At 48.8% G+C, this 23,053-nt stretch carries 17 protein-coding genes; 14 read left to right on the forward strand and 3 right to left on the reverse strand.

Features of this window, described 5'->3' with window-relative positions; all coding sequences use genetic code 11:
* Positions 1–59: 59 nt before the first annotated feature.
* Together epd and tkt are read right to left on the reverse strand one after the other, a co-directional pair.
* A complete protein-coding gene (gene epd / locus HGO41_RS16535; RefSeq protein WP_217244317.1) occupies positions 60–1,076 on the reverse strand; it encodes an erythrose-4-phosphate dehydrogenase in 1,017 nt (338 codons plus the stop codon).
* A 500-nt stretch (positions 1,077–1,576) separates the two neighbouring features.
* Positions 1,577–3,571 (reverse strand): transketolase, encoded by a 1,995-nt coding sequence (gene tkt / locus HGO41_RS16540; protein ID WP_217244316.1) that lies wholly within the window; start codon positions 3,569–3,571, stop codon positions 1,577–1,579.
* Positions 3,572–3,819: 248 nt separating this feature from the next.
* Here tkt and loiP point away from each other — a divergent pair, with 248 nt between their 5' ends.
* From loiP to HGO41_RS16580, 8 genes are all read left to right on the forward strand, one after another.
* Positions 3,820–4,572, forward strand: coding sequence for a metalloprotease LoiP (gene loiP / locus HGO41_RS16545; protein ID WP_013576806.1), 753 nt, complete (start codon positions 3,820–3,822; stop codon positions 4,570–4,572).
* 554 nt (positions 4,573–5,126) lie between these two features.
* Positions 5,127–5,714 (forward strand): fimbrial protein, encoded by a 588-nt coding sequence (locus HGO41_RS16550; protein WP_013576807.1) that lies wholly within the window; start codon positions 5,127–5,129, stop codon positions 5,712–5,714.
* A gap of 80 nt (positions 5,715–5,794) precedes the next feature.
* Positions 5,795–6,529, forward strand: coding sequence for a fimbrial chaperone (locus HGO41_RS16555; RefSeq protein ID WP_153376510.1), 735 nt, complete (start codon positions 5,795–5,797; stop codon positions 6,527–6,529).
* A 41-nt stretch (positions 6,530–6,570) separates the two neighbouring features.
* The gene (locus HGO41_RS16560) at positions 6,571–9,213 is read left to right on the forward strand and encodes an outer membrane usher protein (protein WP_250981230.1); all 2,643 of its coding nucleotides are present in this window, start codon (positions 6,571–6,573) and stop codon (positions 9,211–9,213) included.
* Positions 9,214–9,247: 34 nt separating this feature from the next.
* Positions 9,248–9,826 carry a fimbrial protein gene (locus tag HGO41_RS16565; protein ID WP_112150880.1) on the forward strand — a complete coding sequence of 193 codons (579 nt, stop codon included), beginning with the start codon at positions 9,248–9,250 and terminating at the stop codon, positions 9,824–9,826.
* 45 nt (positions 9,827–9,871) lie between these two features.
* On the forward strand, positions 9,872–10,441 hold the full coding sequence (locus HGO41_RS16570) for a fimbrial protein (RefSeq protein WP_240433005.1): 570 nt from the start codon (positions 9,872–9,874) through the stop codon (positions 10,439–10,441).
* Positions 10,442–10,470: 29 nt separating this feature from the next.
* Positions 10,471–11,073, forward strand: a complete 603-nt coding sequence (locus HGO41_RS16575) for a fimbrial-like protein (protein ID WP_013576812.1) — start codon at positions 10,471–10,473, stop codon at positions 11,071–11,073.
* Entirely contained in the window at positions 11,066–12,190 is a 1,125-nt protein-coding gene (locus HGO41_RS16580) for a fimbrial protein (protein WP_112150882.1), read from the forward strand. Before HGO41_RS16575 ends, HGO41_RS16580 begins: the two co-directional genes overlap by 8 nt.
* A gap of 70 nt (positions 12,191–12,260) precedes the next feature.
* Here the strand turns inward: HGO41_RS16580 and speA are convergent, their stop codons facing one another.
* Entirely contained in the window at positions 12,261–14,243 is a 1,983-nt protein-coding gene (gene speA / locus HGO41_RS16585; protein WP_013576814.1) for a biosynthetic arginine decarboxylase, read from the reverse strand.
* An 880-nt stretch (positions 14,244–15,123) separates the two neighbouring features.
* Between speA and metK the strand changes: the two genes are divergently transcribed.
* The 6 genes from metK to HGO41_RS16615 form a co-directional block, all read left to right on the forward strand.
* A complete protein-coding gene (gene metK / locus HGO41_RS16590; protein ID WP_112150883.1) occupies positions 15,124–16,275 on the forward strand; it encodes a methionine adenosyltransferase in 1,152 nt (383 codons plus the stop codon).
* A gap of 623 nt (positions 16,276–16,898) precedes the next feature.
* The gene (locus tag HGO41_RS16595) at positions 16,899–17,534 is read left to right on the forward strand and encodes a fimbria/pilus periplasmic chaperone (RefSeq protein WP_223509085.1); all 636 of its coding nucleotides are present in this window, start codon (positions 16,899–16,901) and stop codon (positions 17,532–17,534) included.
* A gap of 80 nt (positions 17,535–17,614) precedes the next feature.
* Positions 17,615–18,118, forward strand: a complete 504-nt coding sequence (locus tag HGO41_RS16600) for a fimbrial protein (protein ID WP_013576817.1) — start codon at positions 17,615–17,617, stop codon at positions 18,116–18,118.
* A gap of 88 nt (positions 18,119–18,206) precedes the next feature.
* A complete protein-coding gene (locus tag HGO41_RS16605) occupies positions 18,207–20,900 on the forward strand; it encodes a TcfC E-set like domain-containing protein (RefSeq protein ID WP_250981231.1) in 2,694 nt (897 codons plus the stop codon).
* Positions 20,897–22,021 (forward strand): CblD like pilus biogenesis initiator family protein, encoded by a 1,125-nt coding sequence (locus HGO41_RS16610; RefSeq protein ID WP_250981232.1) that lies wholly within the window; start codon positions 20,897–20,899, stop codon positions 22,019–22,021. The genes HGO41_RS16605 and HGO41_RS16610 overlap by 4 nt, the downstream gene beginning before the upstream one ends.
* An 11-nt stretch (positions 22,022–22,032) precedes the next feature.
* The coding region (locus HGO41_RS16615) for a CblD like pilus biogenesis initiator family protein (RefSeq protein WP_250981233.1) at positions 22,033–23,053 on the forward strand (1,021 nt) is incomplete at its 3' end.

Below are 23,053 nucleotides of genomic sequence, written 5' to 3' on the forward strand. Positions count from 1 at the left end.
GTTGATTCTCTTTAAAGTTGCTTGAAGGCCGTTTCGGTCGGGAGACCGGAACAGCCGTACTAGAAACCGCTAGCGGACATTGCCAATGTTGTATCCAACATTCGGTTGGCAAAACCCCACTCGTTATCGCACCAGACCAGTGTCTTAATCAGGTGCTGTCCACTTACCCGCGTCTGCGTTCCATCTACGATGGCGCTATGGGGATCATGGTTAAAATCTGTCGAGACTAATGGTAGTTCGGTATAGTCAACAATACCACGAAAAGCACCTGTTGCAGCCTTTTGCAGCAACTGGTTAACCTCGCCTACCGTCACAGAACCCTCGACAAATACACTCAGATCAATGGCTGTGACATTGATTGTCGGCACACGCACCGAGATCGCTTCAAAGCGATCGCAGAATTTGGGCATGATGCGTGTGATCCCTGCGGCCAGCTTGGTATCGACCGGGATAATGGACTGGCTGGCGGCGCGCGTACGGCGTAAATCCGCATGGTACGCATCGATAACCGGTTGGTCATTCATTGAGGAATGGATGGTCGTTACCGTGCCGGACTCAATGCCAAAAGCATCGTCGAGCAGTTTGATCACAGGGATAATACAGTTGGTGGTGCAGGACGCATTGGACACAATGCGGTGCTGACGTTCGAGCAACTGGTGGTTCACACCGTAAACCACCGTGGCGTCAAGATCATGAGCGCCCGGATGCGCGAACAGAATTTTTTTGGCGCCAGCCGCAAGCTGGGCTTCACCGTCTGCACGGCTGCCATAAACGCCAGTGCAATCAAGCACGACGTCAATGCTCAGTTCGCCCCACGGCAACTGGCTGGCATCAGACTTATGAAGTAAACGGATGGAGTCATCGCCGACGTAAAGGTTTTCACCTTCCTGGCGGACATCCCAGGCAAAGCGCCCGTGGCTGGAGTCGTATTTAAGCAGATGTGCCATGCCTTCAGGACTGGCGATTTCATTGATGGCAATGACGGAGATTTCCGCCCGACGCCCGGATTCGTATAACGCGCGCAATACGCTACGGCCAATGCGACCAAAGCCATTAATTGCAATACGTATTGGCATACATCTCCCTGTTACACGGTTGTTACTCAATATCAGTAACACCTATAGTAATGCAGCGTGCGTTTACGGTGAATCACCATCATCATCTGTCCGCACAATGCATGCGGCAGAAAAGTTTCAGTTTCAGGCACGATAACAACCTGGTGACGATGTTAAGCTCAAATAGCCTGACTGAAACGGTTCAGCTGAGAATAAACCAAACGATGAATAAAAGGAATAATTCGTAGAACAACCCCGCATTAATCGCGCCGATCGCTGAAAAAAACACCAGTCAATTCTGTGTATTCACAGTGATTTTACTTTTTCGTCACCTTTTCGACAGTGATTTTTCGCAAAAAATGACCGAATGAAACATTTTCAGAATGCAGGCAGTGTAACCGAGTCCGCATCAGAAGGGTTTGACCTGCGTCATTTCGTACGAAACTGAGAACCGGCGCATGAAAATGCAGGCGAAAAAAAAGCACCCGAAGGTGCTTTTAAGCGGCTCTAAGAATGCGGGATTACTTCAGTAACGCCTGTGCCTGAGCAACAACGTTATCAACAGTGAAACCGAATTCTTTGAACAACAGTTCTGCTGGCGCAGATTCGCCGAAGCTGTGCATTCCGACGATAGCACCATTCAGGCCAACGTATTTGAACCAGTAATCAGCAATACCGGCTTCAACCGCAACGCGCGCAGAAACGGCTTTCGGCAGGACAGATTCACGGTAAGCCGCGTCCTGTTTGTCGAAGGCATCCGTGGACGGCATAGAAACCACGCGCACTTTAGTGCCCGCAGCAGCCAGTTTGTCTGCCGCGTCTACCGTGATACCGACTTCAGAACCGGTCGCGATCAGGATCACTTCCGGCGTACCGTCGCAATCTTTCAGCACGTAACCCCCGCGCGCCACGTTGGCCAGCTGTTCAGCGGTACGTGGTTGCTGGGTCAGATTTTGACGGGAGAAGATCAGGGTAACCGGACCGTCATTACGCTCGATGGCGTATTTCCATGCCACGGCAGATTCAACCTGATCCGCAGGACGCCAGGTGCTCATGTTTGGCGTAACGCGCAGGCTGGCGATTTGCTCAACCGGCTGGTGCGTCGGGCCATCTTCGCCCAGACCGATGGAGTCATGGGTGTACACGAACACGTTGCGGATCTTCATCAGTGCGGCCATACGCACGGCGTTACGCGCATATTCCACGAACATCAGGAAAGTCGCAGAGTACGGCAGGAAACCGCCGTGCAGCGCGATACCGTTGGTGATGGCGGTCATACCGAATTCACGTACGCCATAATGGATGTAGTTACCTGCCTGATCGTCGCCGATAGACTTCGAACCAGACCACATGGTCAGGTTGCTTGGTGCCAGGTCAGCAGAGCCGCCCAGGAATTCAGGCAACACTTTACCGAACGCTTCCAGCGCATTCTGGGAGGCTTTACGGCTGGCGATGTTCGCAGGGTTCGCCTGCAATTGTTCGATGAATTTCTGTGCTTCGGTTTCCCAGTTTGCTGGCAGCTCGCCGTTCACACGACGTTTGAACTCTTTTGCCAGTTCAGGGTGCGCTTTAGCGTAAGCGTCAAACTTGTCGTTCCACGCCGCTTCTTTGGCTTTACCGGCTTCTTTCGCGTCCCACTGCGCATAGATATCTTGCGGGATTTCAAACGCCGCGTATTTCCAGCCCAGTGCTTCGCGGGTAGCGGCCACTTCGGCTGCGCCCAGTGCGGCACCGTGTACATCGTGAGTACCGGCCTTGTTCGGCGAACCGAAACCGATCACAGTTTTACACATCAGCAGGGAAGGTTTGTCGGTAACTTTGTGCGCTTCTTCAATAGCCGCTTTGATAGAGTCAGGATTGTGACCATCAACACCACGTACAACATGCCAGCCGTAAGCTTCGAAACGTGCCGCAGTGTCATCGGTGAACCAGCCTTCTACGTGGCCGTCGATGGAGATGCCGTTATCATCATAAAACGCGGTCAGTTTACCAAGTTTCATGGTACCGGCCAGAGAACACACTTCGTGAGAAATGCCTTCCATCATGCAGCCGTCGCCCAGGAATGCATAAGTCTGGTGATCGACAATGTCATGGCCTGGTTTGTTGAACTGTGCTGCCAGCGTACGTTCTGCGATAGCAAAACCGACGGCGTTCGCGATGCCCTGACCCAGCGGGCCAGTGGTGGTTTCAACGCCAGGCGTATAACCGTATTCCGGGTGGCCCGGGGTTTTCGAGTGCAACTGACGGAAGTTAGCCAGTTCGCTCATCGGCAGATCATAGCCAGTGAGGTGCAGCAGGCTATAAATCAGCATAGAGCCATGACCATTGGACAGCACGAAGCGGTCACGGTCAGCCCAGTGCGGGTTAGTCGGGTTGTGATTCAGGTAATCGCGCCACAGCACTTCGGCAATGTCTGCCATGCCCATAGGGGCGCCAGGGTGGCCGGAATTCGCTTTCTGCACGGCATCCATACTAAGTGCGCGAATAGCGTTCGCAAGCTCTTTACGAGAGGACATGTTCTACTCCAGGTCGGATTAAAAAAGCAGTCAAGAAAGTCATTTTCTCAGACTCGGCATTAAAACGGCAATCTCTAATCACTCTCGTGATTAAGTTCACAAAATCCGCTTTTAAATCAGGGCGTTTTTTCGGACTTACACTATAGATCGTGCACTGCGAAAAACCTACCTTAACGCTATCCTTACAACCAGAGCCTTTTTCAGGCTACATTTTCTGTTTTGTTAACTTTTTCTGGGAACACAAATTGATGAAATTTCACCCTCTTCTGTTAAGCCTTTTTACCGCGTCACTGGTCAGCGGTTGTGCGACCGTCAATACCGACACTTTAATGCAGTCCGGCGCGCAGGCTTATCAGGCGTATACCCTGAGCGATGCCGACGTCAAAACGCTGAGCGTGCAGTCTTGTGAAGAAATGGATAAAAAGGCGCAAATAGCACCCGACAGCAGCGAATACGCACAGCGCCTGAAAAAAATCTCCGCAGCACTGGGCGATAACATTAACGGCACGCCCGCCAACTATAAGGTTTACCTGACCAAAGACGTCAATGCCTGGGCAATGGCCAACGGCTGTATCCGCGTTTACAGCGGCCTGATGGACATAATGAACGACAATGAAGTGGAAGGCGTGCTCGGCCATGAAATGGGCCACGTCGCACTCGGCCATACCCGTAAAGCCATGCAGGTCGCCTACAGCGCCACGGCGGCACGTTCCGCGATTTCGTCACTCGGCGGCGTCAGCGCAACATTGTCACAATCGCAACTGGCGGATCTGGGCGAGAAATACGTCAATGCGCAGTTCTCGCAGAAACAGGAATCCGAAGCGGATGATTACTCGTTTGATTTGCTGAAAAAACGCGGTATCGACCCGACAGGTCTGGCAACCAGTTTTGAGAAACTGGCAAAACTGGATCAGGGCAGCAGCATCGGCTGGTTTGATGATCACCCGTCTTCAGAAGCACGTGCTAAACATATTCGCGAGCGAATTGCTGCCGGGAAATAATAAAGAGATGCATAACAAGTCATCCTGCGGTTCGTCACTAAAAACGTCGGGCCTCTGACTTTTAATTTCCGTGCTAATCATCCAGGCACCTTCGGGTGCCTTAATATTTTTCCTTTCTGCCTCCCCTCCTCTTCAGCATGTCATTACGCCTGTATGTTATGTAAGCAAACAAAACCTGATTACCTTATCCACCTTCAATAGCACAATTTGTTTATCATTTTCACGGATTTTAAAACTAAATCCATCATATATTTTGATATATATTTCTATGCAGTTTTCCATTTCAATTAGAAAAATCGATCATTAAGATCTCTTTATCTGATAATTAATAACTTCCCTAAAAATAAAATTCAATACTTAAAAAATAATTCTGGGGTTCATTACAGATCCCACAATGAAATATTTAGTTACATTCATATTGCAGTGTGTACAACTTGATATAAACAACAACGTAATTATAATTCCTCCTTAGTAAGTCTTTGAAAAAAGCTTATTTAATTCACTACTACTTTTACTTTACTATTTTGTTATTTTCATAATGAAAAGGACATTTCATGAAAAAAATTAAGACGCTCTTCCCTTTATCCGTCTTTTGTCTGGCATTCGGCAGCTTATCTGCCCAGGCAGCGGATTTGGGATTAATTACCTTTGATGGTGCGGTCTCTGACACGACCTGTGAAATCACCACTAACAACGGTATTGCAGCGAATAATGTCACTATCTCAATGCCTGTGGTGACGAAAGCGGCAGTGGATGTCACCACTCGCGCTGCTGGCGGTGTCGGTGCCAAAGAGTTCGAGTTAATGCTGAATGATTGCGCCGAATCAGTGAAAAAAGCCTCCGTCAGCTTCTCTTCACAGCAATTTGCTGAATTGTCCAGCGGTACGCTGAAACCTGATGCTACCGTCTCTGGTAGTGCGCAAAACGTCAGTGTTGCGCTTTACAACAACACAGCAACCAACGTTAGCCAGGTTCTGATCGGCGACCCGACTGATGTGGCACAAAGCGTGGCTCTGGTCGAAGGTCGTGGTGTGTTTGCCTATAAGGCAGCCTATGTACCTAGTGCTGACTGGTCTGCAACAAATAGTGTTCAGTCGGGTAAAGTGAATACTAACGTCACCTTTACTATGAACTACGAATAATATTCAACGTTAATTAATGATTAAGCGTACCCAATGAACAAACAGGTGCGCTTTTATTATAAAATTTAATAGAGGGAAATATGAATTTTATACCGACACCAAAAATTGTTTCATTCTGCCTTGCCGTTCTGGGATTTATTGCTTGTGATGCCTGCGCAGATGTTGTCATTTCTGGTACCCGGATTATTTATCCGGCTCAGGCGAAAGAGATTACGGTGAAACTGGATAACCGCGGTGAAAAAGCCTTGCTGGTTCAATCCTGGCTGGACGATGGCCGCGAGGATGTGAATCCGCAGGAGATGAAAATTCCTTTCCTTGTGACCCCCCCTATTTCACGAATGAACGCCAAACAAGGCCAGACAGTGAAAATTGCCAGCCTTGGGGGCGAATTACCCAAAGATAAAGAAACTGTATTTTGGTTTAACGTTCTTGAAATTCCGCCTAAAGCCAAAAATAGTACCGATGAAAATTTGCTTCAGTTGGCTTTTCGTACCCGCATAAAGTTGTTTTATCGTCCTGAGGGGCTGAAGGGTTCAGCTTCTGAAGCAGCGACGGCATTGACATGGAAAATAGTGAAAAATGGTCAACAGGTTTTTGCAGAAGCGAAAAATGCCACCCCTTACTTTGTCACGGTGAATGAAGCTTTTCTGAATACGAATGGCCGCAAGTACGAACTGGAAACAAAAATGATCGCCCCCGATTCCACTCAGTTGATGAAAGTCGACGGGCTGACGACGACGGTAAACACAGGGAAGATAAATTATACCGCAATTAATGATTATGGCGGAAATATAAAATACGAAGCATCCCTTTAAATAAACCCTGACGCCATCTGATTCATAAAAAAAGCAATATTATGAAAAAAAATAAAATCACAACGGGATTATTACTGCTTCCATTGACTATAGGCGTCAGCGCTGTGTGGTCACCCAGGTCCGTGGCGGAAACTGCGGTTACCAATGATAAATCCGATGAGCAAGTTGGAGATGATGATGAAAATGTAGAGTTTGATAGTCAGTTTCTTTACAGCACAGCAAACAGTGAAAAAATAGACACCCGCCGTTTTAGCAAGGGCAATCCTGTTGTGCCAGGCGTTTACAGCGTCGGTATTTTTATTAACGGTTCATTAAAACTAAACTCTAAAGTCAATTTCGTTGATAACGGGACGAATATTGCCAGCCCGTGTCTCACGCAAAAATTGCTTGAGCAGTTAGATATCCTCATCGATATCGATATCGATAAAGAAGATACTGCAGATATTTCGCCGGAAGGCGGGGAAACAACGTGCATTAATCTGACCGAAAAACTCAGTCATTCAAAGGTCAAATTCAATTCATCGGAACAACGCCTGGATATTACTATTCCGCAGATTTATCTCGCAAAACGTCCTTCTGGTTATGTCAATCCGGCTCTGTGGGAAGAAGGCATTCCAGCGTTCATGCTGTCTTACGACATGAATGCCTACCGTTCAAGCGCTGACGGAGATTCTCGCGACAGCGCCTATGCAGGGCTGAATTATGGCGCGAACTTATCTGGCTGGCGTTTTCGTGCCAGAGGTTCAACCAACTGGGATCAGGAAAATGGCCTGTCCTATACCAGTCAGGATGCTTATGTTCAGCACGATATCACCGGATTAAAAGCCCAGTTCGTTTTGGGTGATACTTACACTCAGGGCGATGCCTTTGATTCCATCAATCTGAGAGGATTCAGGGTGTTCAGTGACAGCCGCATGCAACCGGGTTCATCTAACAACTATGCGCCAGTGATCCGCGGCACCGCAAACAGTAATGCGAAAGTGACTGTCCGCCAGAGCGGTACGGTGATTTATGAAACCACCGTACCGCCGGGACCTTTTGCTCTTGATGACATTAACCCAACGGGTTATGGCAACAGTATAGACGTGACAGTAGAAGAATCAGATGGCACCCGGCGTTCTTTCTCAGTGCCCTTCTCCTCGGTCACACAGATGTTACGCCCCGGTAATAGCCGCTGGGATGTAGGCTTCGGCAAACTCAATGAGAGTTCATCCAGCAACTCCCCCGAGGTGGCGGTGCTGACTGGCTATTATGGGATCAATAATACCTTCACCGGCTATGCCGGTGCTGAAGCGATGTCATCGGACTACCTTGCCCTGCTGACAGGGGTTGCGATGAATACCCCGGCGGGTGCATTTGCCTTCGACATTACCCACTCCCGTGCCGATATCGACGACGACCGGTCACTCGACGGTCAGAGCTATCGAATCTCTTACAATAAGCTGTTGACTGAAACCAATACGTCGCTGAATGTTGCGGCTTACCGATTTTCGACACAGGACTATCTGAGCTTACGCGATGCCGCTTCACTTCAGGATGAACTCAGCCGGGATCCAATGAATGAAGAGGAAACTTTTAAAAATTACGACAGAATGAAAAACCAGATACAAATTAATGTTAACCAGCCTCTGGAATATCGTGAACAAAGTTATGGTTCTCTTTATATGACGGGCAGTTGGGAAACTTACTGGAATCAAAATAAGAAAACGTCTCAGTTTTCTCTCGGATATAACAATAGCTATCGTTGGGCAAACTATAGTATTTCCCTTCAGCGTGAGTATAACGAGAATGGCGACCAGGATAATCGACTGTATGTTAATCTGAGTATTCCTCTGGAAAACATTTTCACGCAGGGTAAACGTCCCGGTGGATTTACCAACCTAAATGCCGGCATAAGCACTGACTTTAAAGGCTCCTCGCAAATGGACATGAGTGCTGGCGGTTATAGCGAGGATAATCGCTACAACTACAGCGTTAATACGTCATCTTCACTCGCCGACTCAGAGAATTTAAATCAAATTGGCGGATACGGAAGCTATAACAGCGCTTACGGCCCCGTGAGTCTTTCCGCCTCTTTAACCGATGACGGAGGACGGCAGGCTTCCTTCGGCTCCAGCGGAGGTATGGTTATTCATGCTGACGGGATTACATTTGCTCCCGGAAACATCAATGACTCCGATACGCTGGCACTGGTCAGCGCCAAAGGGGCGAAGGGCACAAAAATGAGTACGGGTGAAGGTCGGATTGACAGTAACGGATATGCAATCACACCTTATCTTTCACCCTATCAGGAAAATACGGTGGGTCTGGACATCAGCACACTGGAGGCAGACGTTAATATTGTTAATACCAGCACGATTACCTACCCGCGCAGTGGTTCAGTGGTATTAGTTAATTTCGAAACCGATGAAGGCCGCTCAGTTATTATGGAGTTGCAACGTTCCGATAACGGATTCATTCCTTTAGGTGCTGATGTTTTTAATGATAAAAACATCCTCGTGGGAAATATGGGCCAGGGCGGAATGGCTTTCATTCGCGGTATCGATGATAAAGGGATACTGCATGTTGTCTGGGGAAGTCAGTCTGACCAATCCTGTCAGATTAATTATTCCATCCCGGAAACCCCAGAAAAAGTGAACATGACAATCATGTTAAAAAATATCCTTTGCACAATCACCCATTGATTTCCGGGTAAATAGAATAAACAGGAGAAAAAGAATGAGAAAGGGATACAGAATATCATTCTCGATATTTTCAGCTTTATTTATCAATATGAACATGACACCGACTTTCGCACAAAATGTTAACGTTACTTTTAGCGCTAATATTATTGAAACGACGTGTGAAATGAGACTGGAAGGCGGTTCAGGAAATGGCATTAACAATACCATTCCTGTTGGTTCGGGCGGAAAGGTGGGGTTAGATAAAATTATTGCCGGTGATAATGCTGCTACGGCAACCTTCAAAATAAAAATTGTGGAATGCCCGGCGGGAGTCACATCGATTAAAACCACCATAAGGGGTACGCAGTCAAATTATGTTAACACACTGATTAGTAATGGAGTTTCAGGTGAAGGGGCATCCTCCTTTTTGGGCGTTTCTATTGCACGTGCCTCGGCGTCAAACCAGCCTTTTGTGATTAATTCCACCAATGACAGTCAGCGGCTCAACTGGAGCAGCGCAGAAATCAATGCAAAAGAGGTCACCCTGATTTCACGCCTGCAAGAAACGCAAGCAAATAAAGGAACAACGGGGAATTTCAGCGCCGTTGCCACCTTTAACTTTAACTATGAATAAAATAGAAAAAACAGGTTATGAAAGATCTGCATGGAGAAAAATAACGTGAAACCCAAACAAATTTTACTGCTTTCAGCAGCATTCATCATGACGTGTTCAGCACATGCCGTTGAGCTCACGCCGACTGAAAATTTAACCGCTACTTTTACTTCTACTATTGAAGCAGGGACTTGTGCTGCCCAGATTCAAAACTCATCAGGGACACCGACATCCGCCATTAACTTTAATGATGTCTATAAATCAGAACTGAAACAGAAAAGTAAAATTCAGCCTTTTAAACTGGTTTTCAGCGATTGCTCCGGCGTTAAATCCGCCGAGATCACCGCCAACCCAACAGCAGGAGCCTGCTCCGGTACCGGAGCCAGTGGTGATTCATTTGCCAACAATGGCGGCACTGCAGCGGCGACTGCGGTTGAACTCTGGCGGAATGCACCTGACAGCGGCACTCAGTTCAGTTGTGTCGACAGAGCCACACCGCAAACGGTCACACTCACCACTGCGGGCACAACCCTGAATATGAATGCCCGAATGGTGATTGCAGCAGGCAGTACACTATCAAATGTTACCTCAGGGAACTTTATTGCACCGATCACGTTTGTGATTATCTATCAATAAATCGCCGAGCAAAGACTAATGGAAGGAATATGATAAATCACCCGGTGAATATGAATAACACATTATTACGCTTGTTAACGGTATTAGCCGTGGGGTTTCCTTTCGTCACCAGTGCGGAAAGTGATCTCAACCTGAATATACAAGCTAATATTCTCGAGACGACCTGCCAGTTAACCGTACAAAATGGCGGCGCCATTCATTTACCTACCGTTAGCGTCAATTATTTTGATGATCGCGGTTCCCCGCCTGCGCCAATATTACCCACCGATCAGCTGGGCGGTTATCCGTTCACTGTTAGCCTGAGCGAATGCACGGATGTGATAGAGAATGTTCATTTCAGTTTTGCCCCGCAATCAGGAAATTTCGCACCTGGCTCTAAACAGGTATTTATCAGCGAAACAGACGGTGCAGCAGATGGCGCCGATAACGTGGGCCTGGTGATATTTTCCCAGAAATACAACACCAATGTGCTGGAGGCAGACGGTTCTTCCGATGTGAATTTCCCGATAAACGCCGCAACACCCGTTGCTGAAATAACGGACTATCACTTCTATACACGTTATCAGAATACAGGCGCTGTCTCAGCAGGCCGGGTTACATCAAAAGTATTAGTGAGTGTTAGCTATGAATAATCATTTACCTTTTAATACAGTGTATATACGGTCGTCTCGTTTCATCCGTACATTCATTTTTACCGCTTTATTAGTACTAACGGGGGATTTAACCGTTAAACCGGCTGAGGCGGCAGTAGAATGTTATTTCAGGGATGCCCCCTACACCGCAACATTAAGCTTTTCCGGCTCTGTGGTTTCCCTGTTACCGCACGTGGCCAGGACGCAAATGATTACGGACTTAAATCAAAAAGCAACCACAACTAAGAATGCGCGTACCGATTGTAGCCCGGGTGATTCTGGTGAGATTTTATATGGGATCGCCGGCGCCATTCCTCAGGTTGACGATTACGCGGGTGTTTCCCCCAGTGCGGGGTTATATGCCACCAATATCCCGGGGATCCTCTATTCAGTTCAAATCAGAGGCACCGGGGCCAGTTACAGAGTTCAAGCTTTTATGCCTTATTTTTTCTCTGACAATGAAACCACGGCACAGAATACCACCAATTTGGAAAACTCAATGGATGGGGGTCAGTGGTATGATTACTATATTGTGCTTTTTCAGACCCCCCAGTTCACCGGTATACCCGCAGGTGTAACCTCCATTCGACCGGCTTCGGCGGGTTATATTGGTGGATTCAGGGTGGGTAAGGAGGACATTAACAACCATCGTATTAGTCTGAATATGAGTACTTTCTCCTTCCCCGTGCAAACGCCAACCTGTACTGCGCTGGTCAGCAGTGCGGGCGGCGGTACTATCCCGCTGGGGGATTACAGTGCAGCAAAAGTCAATTCAGGGGCTACCAGCGTGACGAAATTCAGCCTGAATGCTTCCGGCTGTACGAATGTGAACATGTTTAAAACCCGGATGACGACGAATATTGTCGCGCCGGGGAACAATATGTTGTTGGGTAATTCAGTGACATCAAATGCGGCAACGGGTGTGGGTGTGAAAATTACCACAGGTTCTGGCAGCCAGTTGAAACCTAACGACACCAATTCCGTTTACTCAGTGACTGATTTGAATATGCCCTCATCTAAACAATTACAGTTCAACGCGCAACTGGTCGGCGATTCCAGGAGTATTTCGGTAGGACGCTTCTCTGCCACCGGTACTTTTGTTGTCAATTATGAATAGTAAAAAATGGCGAAGGAGGACCCCTTCGCCATATTATTGTGACGGTAATACGACGTATTATTTCAACGAATTACTCATCTTCTTCCAGATACGTATAACCGTATAATCCGGATTCAAACTCTTCAACAAACTGCGCCTGCAATTCCGCATCCAGATCAGTTTCTTTTACCTGATCGCGGAAACGGGCCAGCAACACATTCGGATCCAGTTGCACGTATTCCAGCATATCCGCCACGGTATCGCCTTCGTCGGACTGCTGCACTTCAATGCTGCCGTCAGGGAAGACAAAGACATCTACTGCTGCAGTATCGCCGAACAGGTTATGCATGTTGCCGAGAATTTCCTGATACGCACCGACCATAAAGAAGCCCAGCACCGGCGGATTCTCAGGGTCGTACGGCGGCATCGGCATGGTTGTGGCTACGCCGTCACCGTCGATGTAGTGATCAATAGTGCCGTCGGAATCACAGGTGATGTCCAGCAGCACAGCACGACCTACCGGTGGCTTATCCAGACCTTCCAGCGGCAGCACCGGGAACAACTGATCAATACCCCACGCATCCGGCATAGACTGGAACAGCGAGAAGTTGACGTACAGTTTGTCCGCCATACGTTCCTGCAATTCGTCAATGATCGGACGGTGTGCACGGTTGCTCGGATCCAGCTGATCCTGAATTTTGTTGCAGATATTCAGGTAGATATCTTCCGCCCAGGCGCGCTGCGTCAGATCCAGAATACCGTGTGCGTATTGCGAATGGACATCATGCAAATCCATCTGGCTGTCGTGCAGCCATTCACGCAATGAGCGGCGGTTTTCCGGATCGTGCATTTCGTTCCAGGTATCCCACATGCTGCCCAGCGCGCGCGGTGCATCATCTTCAGGCGCAACCGGCTCTTTGAACTCGTTACGTTCAACACCAATCACATTGGAGACCAGCACGGTATGGTGCGCGGTCACGGCGCGGCCAGACTCGGTGATCACCGTCGGGTGTGGCAGGCCATGTTCGTTACAGGCATCGCCGATACCCCAGATGACGTTGTTAGCGTATTCATTCAGGCCATAGTTCACCGAGCAATCAGACTGCGAACGGGTGCCTTCGTAATCCACGCCCAACCCCCCACCCACGTCGAAGCACTGAATGTTGACGCCCAGCTTGTGCAGTTCAACGTAGAAACGCGCAGACTCACGCACGCCGGTCGAGATATCACGGATATTCGCCAGCTGTGAACCCAGATGGAAATGCAGCAGTTGCAGGCTTTCCAGACGCCCTGCTTCACGCAGCATTTCAACCAGTTGCAGAACCTGAGAGGCCGCCAGACCGAATTTGGATTTCTCGCCGCCGCTGGACTGCCATTTACCGGAGCCCTGCGAGGAAAGACGTGCACGCACACCCAGACGTGGGATCACGTTCAGACGTTCGGCTTCTTCCAGCACCAGTTTAATCTCAGTCATCTTCTCGATAACCAGATATACCTTGTGACCGAGCTTCTCACCGATCAGCGCCAGACGAATATATTCGCGGTCTTTATAGCCGTTACATACGATCACGGAACGGGTCATCCCGGCGTGCGCCAGAACGGCCATCAGTTCAGCTTTCGAGCCGGCTTCCAGACCCAGCGGTTCACCGGATTCCACCAGCGATTCGATCACGCGGCGATGCTGGTTAACCTTAATCGGATAAACCAGGAAGTAGTCACCCTCATAACCGAACGATTCACGCGCACGTTTGAACGCAGCGTTAATCGAACGCAGACGGTGCTGCAAAATTTGTGGGAAACAGAACAGTGCCGGCAGACGCTGACCGTCCTGCTCACGCATGTCTTTCACCAGTTGTGCCAGATCAACACGGGCAGAAGGCTCGTCAGGATCCGGGCAGACACTGATGTGGCCCAGTTCGTTGACGTCAAAATAGTTGTTACCCCAATAGGCAACGTTGTAAGTGCGCAGCATCTTGCTGGCATCACGATCGTTCACGGCAACCTCCTGCATGGAGCGCAAAGAAACAGTATCGCCCGCGTGTGACGGACGGTGGGACTGGATGTCATCAGACATAGGTAAATCCTCTTTCTATACTGACAACATGGCCAGCCACTATCGCAGTAACAACAGGTGAGAACAACCCGCAAGGCTGGCTTTCAGACAGGATAAAACCCTGCGAGCCACAGCCACGGGACTGTTTTCTACTCATATCATTGTAAAACACGTTTTTAGACTCCGTGTAACGAGTCGGGAGAAATCAGGGGTGGATGCCCCGGGAGATTGCAGGCTACATCAGTTATATGTCGGGAATGCGATGTTCACGCAGACCTGAGCTTACTGAGTAGCGTACCGATGTCGGTGACTGACCTGTCTGTAATCAGGCTGTCTGAAACATCGCAGAGATGACAGACGCTTTTCTGAATGAGGGTCTGAAAGAAGTGCTGCAGAACGCAATAAAGGCTGCAGGGGATGCTGTTGAAATGTTACAAACGGTAAAAAGTGGGTCATTAAACTAACCACCTCCACACGTGCCACGCATCACCCGCGGGCATTCGAGCTGAGAAAACAGTAATTACTGGAATACGCTGCTTCTGCAGGGCCTGCAGAAATGTGCATAGCGCGCGCCGTTTATACCGATAACACGCTGTAAATGCAAAATGAAAATGCAGTACAAATAGTTTCAGACCGTGAAAATCACTGCAAACCCGCACAATAACACCCACTCCGTCACAAAAATGACTGGCATTCAGAACGCCTGCTATCCTAAAATAGCCATCCAGATGTTAATCCGTCCACACGCTTGGGTGGTTTAACGCGCAAACTGCTTCAAGGCTTTGCCTAATGGGGACATGCAGGACGCATTGCGACAATGGCGAGCTCTGCTCCTCATCTGCCAGTCTCCCCAGTGCTATGCAGTGATATCTAACCCGTCGTATGTAAGGTAAAGAACATAATGGCTAAACATCTCTTCACGTCCGAATCCGTTTCGGAAGGACATCCAGATAAAATCGCTGACCAGATTTCCGACGCGGTACTGGACGCAATTTTAGAGCAAGACCCAAAAGCACGTGTTGCATGTGAAACTTATGTCAAAACCGGCATGGTCCTGGTTGGCGGTGAAATCACCACCAGCGCATGGGTCGACGTTGAAGAAATCACACGTCAGACTGTTCGTGAAATTGGTTATATCCATTCCGACATGGGTTTCGATGCCAATTCCTGCGCAGTGCTGAGCGCTATTGGTAAGCAATCTCCGGATATCAATCAGGGCGTTGACCGTACTGATCCGCTGGAACAAGGTGCGGGCGACCAGGGTCTGATGTTTGGTTATGCGACCAACGAAACCAGCGTACTGATGCCAGCGCCTATTACTTATGCTCACCGTCTGGTGCAGCGTCAGGCTGAAGTGCGCAAATCAGGCACCCTGTCATGGCTGCGTCCGGATGCGAAAAGCCAGGTCACTTTCCAGTATGACGAAGGCAAAATCGTCGGTATCGATGCCGTGGTATTGTCTACTCAGCACTCTGAAGACATCTCGCTGAAAGATTTGCAGGAAGCGGTGATGGAAGAAATCATCAAACCTGTCCTGCCAGCAGAATGGCTGAACGCCGGTACCAAATACCACATTAACCCGACTGGCCGTTTCGTTATCGGTGGCCCGATGGGTGACTGCGGTCTGACCGGTCGTAAAATCATCGTGGATACCTACGGCGGCATGGCCCGTCACGGTGGCGGTGCGTTCTCTGGTAAAGATCCGTCGAAAGTTGACCGCTCAGCGGCCTACGCGGCACGTTATGTGGCGAAAAACATCGTGGCTGCCGGTCTGGCAGATCGTTGCGAAATCCAGGTGTCTTACGCTATCGGCGTGGCAGAACCGACTTCAATCATGGTGGAAACCTTCGGTACCGGTAAAGTCTCCAACGAACAGCTGACCCTGCTGGTGCGCGAGTTCTTCGACCTGCGTCCGTACGGTTTGATCCAGATGATGGATCTGTTGCACCCTATCTATAAAGAAACCGCCGCATACGGTCACTTTGGTCGTGAACATTTCCCTTGGGAAAAAACCGACAAAGCCGCTCAGTTGCGTGAAGCCGCAGGTTTATAAGAAACCCACGCGTCATAAAATCTCTCAAACCCCGCCCCAGGCGGGGTTTTTTATTGCCCCTTATTCCCCTTTCGTTTCTTATTCCTTTCTTTTTCGCCATTTAAATACCCAAACAGCTTACAACAACCGTTAACCGAAGATGTTATATCTAAATGATTTTAATGGATAATTTCAAAATCACGTTTATATTCATTTAACTTAATACATCATGTAGATGTGCGCCAGTTTGAAATTAGCCGTCTTCATTTAGTTAACATTCACGATTATAAAAACAAAATAACGAATAAAATCCCTTCATAATCATGAAAGTGAAAATCATGCCAAATGTTATATTTATGTTGAATATCATTTATAGCCAAATAAATAACACAAATAGCTAATTTGCATGCCATTGACCTGAACATTCATTGAATCTATTATTCACCCCATCGAAAGCAACCAAACAAATATCAAGTAAAAGGAATTAACGAAATATTCTTCAGGATAGCGACTTATTAAACATTGAGAAAATGACAATGCCATTAACAAAATTGAAATCATGGGTAATGATTTTAGCGGCTTCCCCATTACTTTTATCAGCATCATCATTTGCAGGAATAAGCGTCTACCCTATTTCGGTTCCTATGCAGAAAAGCGGTGGCGCACAAATTAGCGTAACAACAAACTCCGCCACCACGGAATATGTAAAAACGACGGTAAAGAAAATAAATAACCCGGCAACGCCGCAGGAAAATGAAACAACAATAACTCAGTCATCTGGTAACGGTATTGTTGTGACACCGGAGAAATTCGGACTGGCACCCGGCACCACCCGAATTATACGTCTGATTAATATTCAGCAACCGCAAACAGAAGAAGCCTATCGCGTTTACTTTGAAGGTGTTCCGGGGCTGAATAATAACGGTGGGAAAAGTGACCAGAAGAATCAGACCAAACTCGGCATCAGCATGATCTGGGGCGTACTGGTTACCGTCCCGCCTGCCGCACCGCGACTAGACTTCACGCTGGATCCGGCGACTCGCGTGGTGAGCAACACCGGCAATATTCATCTTAAAATTAACAGTATCGGCTTATGTCCTCAGCAACTCACTGATGACGGATGTAAATGGAGTAAACCGGTAAAAAATAGCATTTACCCTAATCAGCGCGCAACGTTATCTCCGGAATTATTTAAAGGAAATAATTACCGTGTGGTGAAAGTGAAATACTTCAACTGGACAGATAAAACCGTTGGCGTAAAAGAATTCAGCGCAAAATAGATCTCATTATTTTACGTAAAGAATAACTCTTGTTATAAACCCCGCATAGCAATATGCATCTTCTTAATTAGGAATTAAAAATGAAATCAATTATCAAACCACTGCTGGTCACTGCAATCATGGGCTTCGCTATTAACGCTTCTGCTGTACAGAAAGATATTACTGTGACTGCAAACGTTGACGCCACTCTGGATATGACCACTGACACTGGCGAAGTATTACCTTCTACGATGGAAATGACTTATATGCCTGGCGTAGGTCTGGAACCTGTTACACAGATGACCAAGATCTATTCTAACGATGCTGAAAAAGATGTGAACATCAACCTGGCAGGTACCCCGCAATTAATGGATACCGTGGGTACCAACCCAAATATCCCACTGACTGTTAAATACGGCGAACTGACCCTGACTCAGGCTCAGCAGACCATGGCTGCAACTACCCTGTTCCCGAACGGCGATACCACTAACGGTTCCATCATTCAGCCTCTGAAAGTCAGCCAGACCACTCAGGCACCTGTTGCTTCCGGTAACTACAGCGGCGTTGTCAGCGTGGTACTGACTCAGGCAACTGAAACGCCATAAGCGTTCATTCCACCTGAATCACTCCTCATCGGCCTGTTAATCAGGCCGATTCTTTTCACCTCTCAGATTTTTGAATAAAGGAAAAATAATGAAACCTAACTTGAAAGTGTCACTTTGCTTTCTGGCAATTCATTTTGCTTTATTCAGCAATCTTGCTTTAGCTGGCTCTGACGTTCCTCCGGGTTTCGAAGAGCTGGTCTCAGGTCAGAACGTCTGGCTGAACGTCAATCTGCTCGGCCAGTCTGCCGGCTTATTTGAAGCCAACGTCACACTGGAAACCATACAGTTTAAAGACCCGCAGGCGGTACTTACCGCACTGAATCTGCCGCTGAAAACTGGCACGCCGGATTACCAGAAAATGCTGGCGACCTTGTCTGCACCGCTTCCCCGCCATGGCAACCTGGCCTGCAGCAGCAATGCCGACGCCAGGGGCTGTGGTTATCTGGAAACCGACTCGCTGGCGCTGATTTACGATGAAAACAACAGCGCCGCCGACGTCTTTGTCAGCAAAGCACTGGTGCCTGATGCTGATAAAAAAGCCCTTTATTACACCCCGACCGCGCAGACTGAAAATGCCTTAATTCATCAGCAAACCCTGAACGTGGCAGCGCAGGATCAATACCAGAGTCTGTCACTACAAGGCGCCGGCGCACTGGGCGTGCTGACCAGCGGCTATGTGGGTTTTGACTGGTCGCTTGATTCTTACAAAAGTGACGACAGTGAAAGCCAGACAGTATCTGTCGATGATCTCTATTTCCGCCAGAGCTTAGGTAAGCGTCACTACGTGCAGGCCGGACGCATGGACTCACGCGACCTTTCCAGCAACCTGGGCGGTAATATCAGTTTCTCGCTGTTACCGCTGAATGCGATCGATGGCGTCCGTGCCGGGAGTTCCCTGAGCTACCTGAATCTTGATGAAGCCAGCAAAGGTTCACCGCTGGTGGTACTGCTTTCCAGCAAATCCCGCGTCGATGCTTATCGCGGCAATCAGTTGCTCGGCACGTTTTATCTCAATAACGGTTCAAATACGCTGGATACCGGCAACTTCCCGAGCGGCAGTTATGCCGTCACCCTGCGAATTTATGAGAATAACCAGCTCGTGCGCACCGAAACCCAGCCGTTTACCAAAACGGGCGGGATCAGTGACGGGCATATGCAATGGTTTGTACAGGCCGGTGAAACGGCAGATAACAAAGTCGTCAGCTCAACAGATGACGAAGAAAATGACAGCACATCACGCAAACCGGTGATGCAAGCCGGTGCGCGTCTGCCGGTGTTTGCCGAGCTGACGGCGACGGCAGGTATTGCCAATACCGATAATGAAAATTATGGCGAAGCGGGCCTGCAATGGACACACGGTTTTAACGGAAAAGTGATCGACGGCGTGCTGGATATGCAGACCAGCGTGTTTAGCGGCACAGACGGTTCCAAAGGTAACGTTGAGCAAATCAGCTACAACGACGGTTTTTCCATGAGCGTCTATCGCAATGCCGCATACGGTAAAAGCTGCACCAGTGCCGATGTCGGGGAAAATGATTATGCGGATATTGGCTGCTACGAATCAATTAACGCCACACTTTCCGTGCCGGTTAAGGGCTGGTCTGCCTCTCTGGGCTACACTTACAATAAAAATACCAGTCTCTCACCGGACTCTGCGACGTACGATCCTTCAAAACCTTTTGAAGACAACATGATCAACAATACCGAATCGCAGAGTACATCCAAAACCTTGCAACTGAGCCTGAATAAAAGCTTCAACTGGAAACAGATGACGATCACCACGCGTTTTGGTGGCTACCGTCGTCAGAGCAGCAGTGACAGCGATAGTGACAAAGGTGTCTACGTCGGCTTCTCCCTGTCACGTAATACGCCAAAAGATGCGCAGCTTCGCAGCAGCAACACTTCATTCAGCACCGATTATCAGGGCAGCCAGAACGGCGATGCGCAGATGACGTATAACGCCAGTCAGAACTGGGACTGGGGCAGCAATAACGACCGCGAACTGGGTATTGACGTGGGCGGCACAGATACCGATAACGCTAACGCCTCGGTTCATGGCCGTCTCAATGGCCAGTATGGCGAAGGCGAACTGACCGTTTCCGACAGCTATGACAATGAGCAAAAAACCCATCAGGGCGCAGTGACCGGCAGCTACAGTTCTTCCGTTGCGGTATCTAAATCCGGCTTCTTCTGGGGGCCAGGCGGTACAGGCTCACCGGGTGCTGCGGTAGCTGTGAAGGTGAAAGGCAGTAATGAAGAAGAGGCGGATGCCGCAGATGACGCACTGATCGACGTTTCAGTTCAGGGCGGCGGCGCGGCCCACATGAAACAGAACAGCAAAGCGTTATTCCCGGTGACCGGTTTTGAAGAAGGCAAGGTGTCCGTTGATGAAAGCCGTGATGTCAGTTCAGGTAGCCAGGCCAGCATTACACAGGGCGCAGGCAGCCAGAAATTGTTCCTCCTGCCGGGGAAAATGAAAGTACGCGAAGTGACGATGGAATCGCATTATACCTATGTTGGACAACTGGTTACCGCCACGGGCGAACCGTTAACCCAGGGCACCCTGCTCAATGCCAATGCCTTCAGCAGCTCAGAAGATGGCGGCTTTACCGCAGAAATGACCTCGTTAGCGAAAAACCTGTATCTGCGCAGTGGCAGTCAGAATTACCAGTGCGCAGTCACCGTGCAATCAAGCCGCGATGTCGTGCGTTATGTCGGTAAAACATTATGTAAACCGGTTCAGCCTGCTGATTTACCTGCTGCGATTCGAGAAAGAAAATGAAACATAAACAACTTCTGACTGCTTTATTTATTTCACTGAGCACCCTGTTAGCCACGTTGTCCGATGCGCAGGCTGACACGGTTGCTCCGTTGGATCACAGCATCAATACAGAACTGAACATCGCGAAGGGTACCGCATCAACGGTAAATATCTGGACACAAGAAAGCGGCGGATACGACTCGACTAATTCCGGTCGCTGGGGCCTTAACTACTGGGCCTGCACGTCAAGCACCAGCGATGAAAATGGTAAATGCCCAACGGGTAAAGGCGGATATGCCGCCTATCTGCCGGTTTATCTTAAATTTACGGAAAAGCGCAGTGGCGCAACGCAGACTCTCGAATTGCAGGGAATACGCGAAGCCTACTGGTATAACGGAAATTGCGCGATGTATGGCGATCCTAAGCCCATGAATCAAAGCGCACAAAACTCCTGCAGCGGTGATTCAACAGATGGTGTTAACTTAACCCTGAAAATCCCTGCCACCGAACTCAATAAGTTACCGGTTGGCGGCATCTGGACTGCTCAGCTAAAAATTCTTCTCCATAACAGCAACGAAACCGAGGTTTATCACTGGGATTCCAACATCACAGTCAATCTCACCGATACCAACAACCAGCAAATCTATTTACCCGAATTTGGCGAAGCCGCACCGCGTGTTGACCTTAACCTGCGTCCATTGCCCGGCACTAAAGGTAATCAAACGCAAATGAACGGCTCGGCGACTATAGATATGTGTTTGTACGATGGGTATGGCTCGAACAGTACCAGTTTCACCCTGAAATTTGACGATCAGCAGCAGGGGACAACCGAGCGCAATAACGGATACTTCTCTATTTATTCTGATCACGGCGACACTAATTTGGATTCAGGACGCATTGATTATTATGTGCGAATGCAGGCACCCGACGGCAAATACGTCAGCGTAATACGCGGTGATGATCTGGTGATTTCTGATATTCAGACCGCTCATATCCGGCCTGTACATCTGCCCGGGATCCCACAGGCAGTATTGTGTGTTCCTGCGCCACTGGAACTCAGCACCAAGACAATGGATATCAACAGTAAACAAGCCGGGAATTATACCGGACATCTGATTGTGAATTTTACACCGCAGCTTTAAGGAAAGTGAATATGTCCGTTAAAAGAGCATGTTTTTTTGCACTGTTTGCCACTCTGGCACCTGTGCTGACAATACTGCCAGCACTTGCAGAAAGCGTGCCTCCTGCCGGACGAGATACGCCCGTAAGCGCAACTTTTGACAGAGGAACACCGCCCAGTACACTCGGCATCTGGACGCATGAAAGTGGAGGTTATGACACCGAAGACCCGAGGTTATGGGGGAGAAATAACTGGCGGTGTTTATCAAATACGTCTCCGGAGACCGGGCAATGTAAAAGTGGCGAAGCCAAAAATGCGAATGGAGACTGGGGAGCAACAGGGGATACGCTTATTCCTACTCTCTTTACTGAGAAGAAGAGCGGCCTGCAAGCCGTTATTAATCTCAAAGGCTACCATTCGAGTTCGGCAGATGGCACGCATTTTTTAGTCACTGCGGGGGCTGACAACGGTGCCAAAGAAACCTTTCTCTATATGTTTATCAACGGGGATGAATTGAAAAAACTTCCGGTTGGCGGAGTCTGGGAAGGTACACTGGCGCTGGATCTGTGGCAGTGGTCCCCGGGTAAAAATCTGGCCAGATGGACAGCGCACATCACCCTCAACGTCACTGACAATAACAACCAGCAAATCTATTTACCCGAATTTGGCGAAGCCGCACCGCGCGTTGACCTTAACCTGCGCCCGCTGCCCGGCACTAAAGGTAATCAAACGCAAATGAACGGCTCGGCTACTATAGATATGTGTTTGTACGATGGGTATGGCTCGAACAGTACCAGTTTCACCCTGAAATTTGACGATCAGCAGCAGGGGACAACCCAGCGCAATAACGGATACTTCTCTATTTATTCTGATCACGGCGACACTAATTTGGATTCAGGACGCATTGATTATTATGTGCGAATGCAGGCACCCGACGGTAAATACGTCAGCGTAATACGCGGTGATGATCTGGTAATTTCTGATATTCAGACCGCTCATACCCGGCCAGTGCATCTGCCCGGGATCCCACAGGCAGTATTGTGTGTTCCTGCAC

Origin of the sequence: Rahnella sp. CG8 (assembly GCF_023701875.1) — a bacterium.
Taxonomy (GTDB): Bacteria; Pseudomonadota; Gammaproteobacteria; order Enterobacterales; family Enterobacteriaceae; genus Rahnella; species Rahnella aceris.